9 protein-coding genes are annotated in these 9999 nt (G+C 33.0%); 8 read left to right on the top strand and 1 reads right to left on the bottom strand.

Annotated elements, in window-relative coordinates:
• Nucleotides 1-174 precede the first annotated feature (174 nt).
• Nucleotides 175-1083 carry a Gfo/Idh/MocA family protein gene (locus AB3U99_RS21150; protein WP_400243724.1) on the bottom strand — a complete coding sequence of 303 codons (909 nt, stop codon included), beginning with the start codon at nucleotides 1081-1083 and terminating at the stop codon, nucleotides 175-177.
• Between the two features lie 452 nt (nucleotides 1084-1535).
• On the opposite strand from AB3U99_RS21150, the gene AB3U99_RS21145 reads away from it, so the two are divergent.
• The 8 genes from AB3U99_RS21145 (at nucleotide 1536) to AB3U99_RS21110 (ending at nucleotide 9992) form a co-directional block, all read left to right on the top strand.
• Nucleotides 1536-3752: a peptidase domain-containing ABC transporter gene (locus tag AB3U99_RS21145; protein WP_016203488.1), complete on the top strand. Its 2217-nt coding sequence runs from the start codon at nucleotides 1536-1538 to the stop codon at nucleotides 3750-3752.
• Nucleotides 3753-3844: 92 nt separating this feature from the next.
• On the top strand, nucleotides 3845-4171 hold the full coding sequence (locus AB3U99_RS21140; protein WP_400243723.1) for a hypothetical protein: 327 nt from the start codon (nucleotides 3845-3847) through the stop codon (nucleotides 4169-4171).
• A gap of 217 nt (nucleotides 4172-4388) precedes the next feature.
• Nucleotides 4389-4685, top strand: a complete 297-nt coding sequence (locus tag AB3U99_RS21135; RefSeq protein ID WP_101729481.1) for a hypothetical protein — start codon at nucleotides 4389-4391, stop codon at nucleotides 4683-4685.
• Nucleotides 4686-4712: 27 nt separating this feature from the next.
• Nucleotides 4713-5189 carry an AraC family transcriptional regulator gene (locus AB3U99_RS21130; RefSeq protein ID WP_400243722.1) on the top strand — a complete coding sequence of 159 codons (477 nt, stop codon included), beginning with the start codon at nucleotides 4713-4715 and terminating at the stop codon, nucleotides 5187-5189.
• A complete protein-coding gene (locus AB3U99_RS21125; protein WP_400243721.1) occupies nucleotides 5176-6687 on the top strand; it encodes an HlyD family efflux transporter periplasmic adaptor subunit in 1512 nt (503 codons plus the stop codon). The genes AB3U99_RS21130 and AB3U99_RS21125 overlap by 14 nt, the downstream gene beginning before the upstream one ends.
• 55 nt (nucleotides 6688-6742) lie before the next feature.
• Nucleotides 6743-7741, top strand: coding sequence for a site-2 protease family protein (locus AB3U99_RS21120; RefSeq protein WP_400243720.1), 999 nt, complete (start codon nucleotides 6743-6745; stop codon nucleotides 7739-7741).
• Between the two features lie 101 nt (nucleotides 7742-7842).
• Complete coding sequence (locus AB3U99_RS21115) at nucleotides 7843-8430, top strand: class I SAM-dependent methyltransferase (RefSeq protein WP_400243719.1); 588 nt, start codon at nucleotides 7843-7845, stop codon at nucleotides 8428-8430.
• Between the two features lie 260 nt (nucleotides 8431-8690).
• Complete coding sequence (locus AB3U99_RS21110; protein WP_400243718.1) at nucleotides 8691-9992, top strand: aspartate aminotransferase family protein; 1302 nt, start codon at nucleotides 8691-8693, stop codon at nucleotides 9990-9992.
• Nucleotides 9993-9999 lie beyond the last annotated feature (7 nt).

Below are 9999 nucleotides of genomic sequence, written 5' to 3'. Positions count from 1 at the left end.
TTCCAAGGGGATATCAATAGAATGGACAATATTTAAAACAAGAAAGAGCGAAAAACCTATTCATCTTGGGTCTATCGCTCTTTCGTTTTTATATCAAGAGCTTCCTTTGGGGAATTATTCTGAGAATAAAGCCATCCCCAATAGATTATTAATTATAGTTGAAAAGGGGGAGTACTAGAACTGACTCTCTGCTTCCCTAACTATCATTTCACAAATCTCATGTGTTTTCACTGAGTCGTCAATTGATGGGTCAGGGACTTTATTGTTTTGGATGCAATCGATAAAATGATCAATGATTTGATAAAATCCACGTTTATATAATGTCGGTTCCCAGTCTCCAAATTTAGAAATGTGGATTTCCTTGTTATGGAAGTGGGTTGTCTCCACAAGGCTGTTTACGACATATTTATTTTTTCCTGTGGAATATTCAATGATTTCTTCGGTTACGCCGCCATTTCGGTTCATTATTCCGATGGCAATACAGCCTTCTCCAATAAGTTGGATTATTAAGCTATTAAGCGTTTCTCCTTCTTTCAGGCACTCTACCTTTACATCTTTTACTTCCGTATCCATTAAAAATCTAAGCGTATCTATGACGTGAATAAAATCCTCTACAACAAATCTTCTTATATAGTCTGGTGCAGCATAGCGATTTTTTTGCATAAGAATGAGATTTCCTTTCCCAAGTTCCCGTAATTCCTTCACTTTTGGGATAAATCTTCTGTTGAATCCAACCATTGCTATTTTGCCAGTTTGTTTGGCGAGGTTTACAATTCTCTTTGTTTCCTGATAATCCAATGAAATAGGCTTATCAATGTATATATGTATACCATTTGCCAACAACTTTTCTGCTATTTCAAAATGAGCTTCTGTAGCTGTACTGATAAATGCTGCATCAATTTTTTTGCTAATTAGTTCATCAACCGTTCGAACCGTTTCCTCTATTCGATATTTCTTAGATAGTTTGTTTAGTGTATCCTCATTTCTTGTACACAGAACAAGTTCAATCTCTTCCTTTTCAGACAGTACAGGCAAGTAAGCTTTTTTCGCAATATCTCCCAATCCAATTAGACCAATTTTCAATGTATTCACCTCAATAAGTATGTCGATTTATTTCTAGTATAGTATAAAGAATGGTTTGGAACCAAGGATAGAACAATGAGGATGTTGAAACATATTGTATGTTTTTACAAATGTTGTCGATAAAGTAAGCTTAAATAGGGAATTTCCTTAAATTCCAATAAATAGGAAAAAAAGTACTGCTAATTAATTGGAAAAATAATCAAAAAGACTTATTTTTTTCTACTAGATTCGAGTTATAATAATATTAACATTTGGATTATTTTGGAGCATTAAGAAACATTAAATGTATAAATACACTATATTTAAATAGGGATAGATTATTTTCTGTTACACAAAACATTATTTTTCTACAAAAAAGCTTCATTTTTTTGATAGATGATAGATATCATCATAATCTTTACTTGATGAATATTGGTAGTAACTAACTCCAATATCAGATAAGGAGGAGCCATTTGAGATTTTTTCGTAAATACCCATGTACCATGCAACATGACGCTTCAGATTGTGCTGCAGCTGTTATGTCGACCATTTTACTAGAATACAAGAGTGAAATGTCTATCATGAAATTAAGGGAGATCATTGGTACAGATGCATATGGGACAAGTGTAAAAGGAATAGTAGATGGATTTGAGAAATTGAATTTTAATGTAAGGGCCATCAGGACAACGGCAAAGGACATAACAGATGATATTACGCTCCCTGCCATAGCACATATGAATTTGATGGAAGGACTAAATCATTTTGTAGTAATACATAAAGTTTTAAAAAATGACCGACTTCTCATTGCTGATCCAAATGAGGGGCTAAAAAAAATGGACTTAGATGAATTTGAAAAGTCATTTTCGGGTGTACTTATATTAATGATACCGACTAGTGAATTTGAAAAAATATCATATAAAAATAAAGGGTTATTAGATTTATTTCTTGCTTTGATCGTACCGCAGAAGCGTCTATTATTTACCATTATTCTATCTTCTTTATTATTAAGTGTTATTGGAATTCTTTCTAGTCTATTCACAAAAATTTTGATGGATGAGATAATTCCCTTTCAATTAAAAAATAGCTTATATATCTTTCTGGTTATTTTTGGTGTAGTTACATTAGTGCAAAATCTTTTAACTGCTTTTAGACAGCATATCCTGTTGTACTTATCAAGGAAAGTCGATATACCTGTTTTATTAGGTTACTATAATCATATTATTCATTTACCCTATCAGTTTTTTGCTACACGAAAAGTTGGAGATATAATTACTAGATTTCAAGATGCGATGACTATTAAGGACATTTTTACAACAGTTTCCATCTCGTTAGTGATGGATATTCTTCTTGCCGGTGTTACTGGCATTGTTCTGTGGAATTTGAATAATAAATTATTCGCTATTTTGCTAATAATGGTTGCTATAAATATAGTATTAATTTATTTCTTTAAAAAACCTTATAAAAAGTTAAATCAAGAGCAAATGGAAGCGGGAGCGATGCTAAATTCCCAATTGATTGAATCAATGAAGAATATTGAAACGATTAAGTCACAAGGGGATGAAAAGGCACAAATTAATAGATTAGAAAATAAATTTGTATCCGTTCTTAAGATAGATTATCGAGAGGGAGTACTTACGAATATTCAAGGGATTATTTCAATGTTTGTTAATTCTCTTGGTAATTTGATATTCATGGGAATTGGAGCTATCAGCATTATTAATGGAAATATGAGTATTGGAGATTTACTCGTTTTTCAGACTTTAAGTCAATACTTTACTGAACCAATTCAAAGTCTTGTATCTTTACAATTAACTTTTCAGGAAGCCCAGATTGCAATGAAGCGATTGAGCGAATTAATGACCATTGAACGTGAAGATAGTAAAAAGGATTTAATCTCAGAAGTAGAGATGAATGGGGATATATCCTTTAAAAATGTTACATTTGCCTATGGATCTAGACCACCTATTATTGAAAATTTGAATTTAACCATTCCACAGGGTGCAAAAGTTGCTTTCGTTGGCGAAAGTGGTGCTGGGAAAAGTACAATTTCTCGCATGCTATTAAAATTTATGTCTCCACAGGAAGGGAAAATATCTATTTCAGGATATGATATTCAAGATATTAACTATCATTATTTAAGATCTCGGATTGCATATATTCCTCAAAATATAGAATTATTCTCAGGGACTATTATTGAAAATTTAAGAGTTGGAAATCCAAAAGCTACATATGAGGAAATGGTTTTAGCTTGCAAAAAATCTGGGGCAAATGAATTTATAGAAAAGCTTCAAAATCGTTATGGTACCTTTGTAGAAGAAGGGGGAAGTAACTTCTCTGGGGGAGAAAAGCAACGAATTGCTATTGCAAGATCGATTATCACGAACCCAGATATTTTTATCTTTGATGAGGCAACATCTAACCTAGATTCCTTTAGTGAGAATAAAATTCAGAATATTATTTTTAATCAAAAAAATAAGAAAACTACCATTATAATTGCCCATCGGCTCTCAACAATCATTCACTGTGACATCATTTACTATGTTGAAGATGGTCGAATAGTAGAAAGAGGTACACATAAAGAGCTTATGGAGCTTAATGGAAAATATGCAAAAATGGCTGCTCACCAAATGAGTAATGAAACACCTACTATCATTCCAACTCTAGAAAACGAACAAATGGTTTATGAGTAAGCAAAGTCTGTTTGAAAGTTTATTGCATGATATACTGTGCCATTTGGTACTTTATATAAATCCATAGAAAAAATGAAAAGGAGGAATTCACTATGGAACTAGTTTTACCAAAGCAATATGTAGATTTAGAGCAAGAAGAAATGGAATATTTGGATGGAGGAGTAGATTGGGGGAAGGCTAAATCATTTGCACTAGGCTTTATAACTGCAGGAGTTGCTGCACTTGCTAAAAGTGCTGTTTCTAAAAGTGCAGTTGGAGCAGTAATGAACAGTGCAGCAGGATGGTTAGCAGGAGCTATTGATTCAGCTATATTATGGTGCTGGTATAATCCATGGCTGGCTGCAGGAATTGCTGTTGCTTTTGCGGGTACTGTTGCAGGGATTTATGTCCTTGGTAAAAAGAAAGGCAAGTGGAAGTAATACCATCTATTTAGAGGGTTTAATTTTGGCTTGCTAGAAATACTAGGATAACGGTTAAACTAGTATCCTTTTGTACCATAAGTAATAAAAAAACAATACTTAGTTTTCAATTTATTAAGTATACATTGTGGGCACATCTACTACTAATTTTATAAAAAATAGTAGTAGAAAAGTGCCTGCATTATTTAAAATTCTGTTAGGAAAGTGAGCGGAAAATATGGATTTCATTTTTGATTTATTCGTAATATTGCTTATTGCTATACCAATTTACCTGTTTATACGGATTATAATTATTGCCTTACATAAAAAGCTTCCATGGATGGAAAAGTTGCATGAAAAAATCAATGATTCTGGAAAGGAAAAAGCAATATTTTCGTTTGTTTTCTTCTTATGTGGAATTATAAGCTTTTTATTATCTGAAATTTATTCTTTTAGTAATTTGCAATTAGGATCTGTTTTAGGGATATTTCTGGGAGTATCGAATATTTTTGATTCCAAAATGTTAAAGGAATAAGATACTAAATGATAAGGAGGCATATTGATGGGAAAACTGGAAGTGAAAGAAAATAAAAGATTAGTATTGAAGAACGTTATTATTAAAGAATTGCGAAATATTCAGATGGATCATTTAGATTCCGAAATCCAAAAGTTCTTAAACTACATAAAAGTATTAAATATTCAAACCTATGGACCTCTCATCACAAAGTCACATGGTACAAATATTCATGAAGATGGAAGTATTACTTTTGATTATGATGTGATGCTACAGGCTCATGATTATCATTTACATAAAGAAAGATTTAAAACAAATCATTTGCATACCTGTGATAATTGCATATATATTCGATTTGAAGGAAAAGCTGATCATTTAAATTTCGCACATACTAAGTTAGATTTATATTTATATGAAAATGATTTAGAAACAGATGGAAGTATATATAATATATACATCGCAAATGAACCTGAACATACAATAATTGATATTTTTAGGCCAGTGATAAAAAATGAAAATTTATAATCAAAATGAATTAAAAAATTCGAGGATATTTTTTGATCAAAGACCTCCAGCATTTTTAAGTTTTTTTATTTTTTTCTTGGCAATTATTTTGGTTCTTACAGTATGTATTTCTAAAGCAATTGCTAAGCCGTATATTGTCAAAGCTCCAGGTGTTATCACGACTAATGATAACCAGCTTATTTCTTCTCAGCTCGATGGGGAAATAGTGCATATAAATGTGGAGGAAGGGCAAAACGTAAAGACTGGGGATGTTCTCTTTATTATTTCTAATGGGCAAGAGGGATTGCAATCATCAGCGTTTGCGGAACAACTGGAAGAGCTTAATGCAAAACTTAAAATAATGGATCGTTATGTAGAATCCTTGAAAGAACAAAAAAACCTGATGAACAATGAAGGATCAGAGCAGGAATACTATGGAAAAGTAGAATATTATTTATTGCAATTGAGAAGTGATTCATTTGATCAATCGAATATTGATAAACAGCTTAATGAAAAAGAAGCGAATATAGACTCAGTAAAAGAAGAAATACAGAATCTTAAAAGCAATATCAGCACTATTGAAGAAAAAATTTCAACAAATAGTAAGCTGAGAGAGCAGTTACAAGATAGCATAAATAAAAAGCAGCAATCGTTAGCAGAAATGAATGAAAGTTCTACTGAAAATTTAGACGAAGAAGTAGCTGTGACAAATGAAAATTCTACTGAAAATGCAGATGAAGAAGTACCTGGAAAAAATGAAAAAGAAATAGAGGAAATAGAAGAAGAAATACAGAAACTTACTAAAGAGTTGAATTCTATTGAAAGTGAAGAAGAGAGTATCGCAAAAAAAGAGCAACTACAGGCAGAAATGGAAGCTAAGAAGAGTGAATTAGAAAATCTTGATACAGAAATAGAACAATTAGAGAATCAAAATAAGCAACCAGTTTCCCAAGCTAAGCAACTCTACAATCAATTTATTAGTGAAATTGGAGCTGCAAGAAGTCAGATTGAAACGAAGTTAGTAGAATTAGAAAGCCAAATGAGTGTTCAAAATGGACAAGAATCTTCTTTATTTATAAAAGCTAAAAATGATGGAATTGTTCATTATGTAGTGCCAGTAAAAACAGGGATGGCGATTCAACGTAATCAGGTTATTGCGGAAGTTTCAAAGAATTTAGAACAGGATTTGCAAGTAGAAGCTTATATTCCAGCCCAAGATATTTCAAGGGTTCAACTAGAGGATGAAGTGAAAGTTTCTATGGAAGGTGTTAATATTCAAAAATATGGAACTTTACAAGGGGAATTGAAGTCTATTGATTCAGGAACTATTACCCAACAAACAGAAAATGGGAATGCTATATTTTATAAATGTTTAATAATATTAGAAAAACAGAAGGTATCTGCAAGCGATGGAACAGTAATCAAAGCAATAAAATCAATGCCAGTGGAAGCAAGAATTGTTTATGAAAAAGAAACATACTTTGATTGGATCTTAAAAATGTTAAGTTTTAAAAGTTAAAGGTTTTTTTACACAGAATAAAGGAGATGGGTAACTCATAGATAAATGTGAAAATATGTCGAGTTCTTCTGAATATGTGTGGGATAAAACAGTTGAATATTCTTTCTGGTGGAATATTCTAATTGTTCTTTTGATGATGACAATGATTATAATTGGATCGATAGGCTACTTTATATTGCTCCACTCTGTTTTTGGAAAGGTGAATTTTTCAATTGGATCTTTTCTGGTCAAATGTTTGATTATTTATATCTTTTCTGTTTTATTTCATGAATTGGGACATCTTTTATTAGCTCATAAATTTGGATACCCATTTAGAATTTTTAAAGCAGGTTGTATGGAAACATATAATAATACTTTTCGAAATATTAGATTGCGGCCAATTCAACTGTTTTCCGGCGGATTTGTTATGCTGAACTTTAATGAAGTAATCACTTCTAAAGAAGTGTTTAACCGCTTCTTTCAAAAAGATTTTTTCTATATATCCTTCGGTGGAATATTTGCTAATTTATTGTCGGTTTTAGTAGGAATATTATTATTGTTTCACCCTATTACAATTGAAATAGGCTATCTTTTCTTTGTTTATAACTTTCTGATTCTTTTAGCGCAATTCATCCATCCTAGTGATTTTACGAAATTCCAGTTTATCCAAAAGAATCCTATGAAAGCAGCAGTCGTATTTTCAGAGGAGTTGGTTGTTAATAAGAGAGTAAATTCTTTTCTGGAAAATCTTTTTCACTCCTATATAGGAGATACTTTATCGAATAAAGCAATTGATCCGCATACGCTCGCAATTATTCAAAGAGTAATAGAATATAATGGAAAAAACAAACAAGTGAATTCAAAGGAAATCCAACAATTTATCCCTTGGTTTATTGCGAATTTTGATTCTATCAGTACCATGCAACTACGTAATAGAATTCCTGCTGAGCGCTTATTATATACACTTATAGAGTATAATTTAGTAGAACATACAGAATTAAAAAACTACAAAATATCCAGATATGCGAATAAACATCCACTTCATTCTTATTACTTGAAATTAAAGGAATATTGAACACAGAGGAACGGTTCTAATGAGTACTATTACATAATAAGAACCGTCCCTCTGTGTGTTTTCCTTTTAAGGTATAATAAAGTAACGAAGGAGGCAGTAGCATGGGGAATTTGTTTCCATATGTATATGATTTTGGAATGAAGCCATTAGAAAAAGGGAGATTTTACACGATAAGAAAAGAACTGCTCAGCAAAGTGAAGGGAAGAGTGTTGGAAATCGGCTCTGGTTCGGGGATAAATTTCCCGTTCTATCGAAATTTAGAGCGAGTAGATGCGATTGAACCGAATCCTTCTATGATAAAGAAATCAAGAAAACAATTAGAGAAGGCATCTGTTCCAATTTTTTGTCACGAACAAAAGGCAGAACAGCTTCTTTTTCCTAATCAAACGTTTGATTATGTAGTTTCTACTCTTGTTTTTTGTACGATTCCTAACCCTGAAGCGGCATTGAAAGAAATAATTCGCGTAAGTAAGCCAAATGCAACCTTTTACTTTTTTGAACATGTGAAAATGGAGAATGCGGGACTAGCGAAGACACAGGATCTTTTAACACCATTATGGAAAAAAATTTGTGATGGCTGTCATTTAAATAGAAATACGATTGAAATAATTAAAAACGCTGGATTACAGATTAAGGAAATAAAGTATTATTATAAAGGGTTATTTATTATGGTAGAATGCACTATCTAACACGAGAGCAGTAAGCAACATCTAAATATAGTTAAGGTAGATATTCAACTGTAAGAAAACGAAGGAGAACAAGTGAATAGTGTGATGAAATAAACCAGTAGACGTTATTGGTTTATTTTTTATTCGTTATATATCTGAAAGTTACAAAAATGTGTCAGATTATATAACCGATTGATTGCAGGGGGGGAATTAGTGATTTATAGTAAGGGAATCCAACCGGTAGTACCAGTTTTGAAAATTAAAATAAGGAGTTTTGCCTCATGGAATCAAGGTCTTTATATGAAAGAGCACTATCTGTCATTCCACCAGTAGGGAAAAGAATTACTGAATTAGGGATTGTGAAGGCAGAAGGTATGCATTTATATGATGAAAACGGGAAGAAGTATTTAGACTTTGGTAGTGGCATTGGTGTCACGAATGTCGGTCATAATCATCCTTATGTAAATGATATGGCAAAAAAACAAATTGATTCTTTAGTACATGGCTGCCATAACATTGTCTACTATCCCTCTTATGTGGAATTAGCGGAGAAATTAGTGGCATTAATGGGAGGAGATTATAAAGTTTATTTTTCCAATAGTGGAGCAGAGGCAGTTGAAGGTGTGATAAAACTAGCGAAACGGGTCACACAGCGACCAGGGATTATTTCCTTTAAACGAAGCTTTCACGGAAGAACAATGGGTGCAACTAGTATAACAGCCTCTAGTTCTCATTACCGAAAAAACTATGAAGGCTTATTGCCAAGTGTCTATTATGCGGAATACCCTTATGCGTTACGTTCCGGTTTATCAGAAGCGGATGAAGTAAAACGTTGTTTGAAGAGCTTGGAGGATATCTTTGCCTATTTAATTGCTCCAGATCAAGTTGCCGCGATCATATTAGAGCCTATCCAAGGGGAAGGGGGCTATATTGTTCCGCCGGTGGAATTTATCGAAGAAATTCGCGCAATTTGTGACAAACATGGAATTATGCTTATTTTTGATGAAGTGCAAACAGGATTTGGGCGGACTGGAAAGATGTTTGCATGGGAGCATTACGGCATAAAGCCTGACATTATGGCAGCTGCAAAAGGTATCGCTAATGGATTTCCACTAAGTGCAATGATTGCGAAAAAAGAAATAATGGATCAATGGGAAGAAGGGTCTCATGGTGGGACTTACGGAGGGAATCCTGTATCCTGTGCAGCCGCTTTAGCAGTAATTGACCTGCTAGAAGGAGGATTAATCGGAAATGCTGCTCTAATGGGAGATTACTTTATGGAAAAATTAGATGCACTGCGCACAGAATTTACAAGAATAGTAGATATCCGCGGAAAAGGGTTAATGATTGGCATGGAGTTTTTTGATGAAAAGGGAGAGCCTGATAAAAAAATAGCTGGTATCCTTCAAGAAAAGGCATTAGATAAAGGGTTATTGCTGTTAGTCTGTGGGGTGGATAAGAATGTCATTCGCTTTATTCCTCCAACTATCGTGAAAAAATCGGAAATAGATGAAGCAATCTCGATTATTCGTACATCGTTAGAGGAAGCTTATTCTGCTATTCTTCCTAAGATTAGTGGGTAAAGGAGGA

The sequence above is a fragment of the Niallia tiangongensis genome, assembly GCF_044704065.1.
Taxonomy (GTDB): Bacteria; Bacillota; Bacilli; order Bacillales; family Cytobacillaceae; genus Niallia; species Niallia tiangongensis.
Note: the sequence above shows the minus strand (reverse complement) of the source record. Positions and strands in the feature narration are given on the sequence as shown.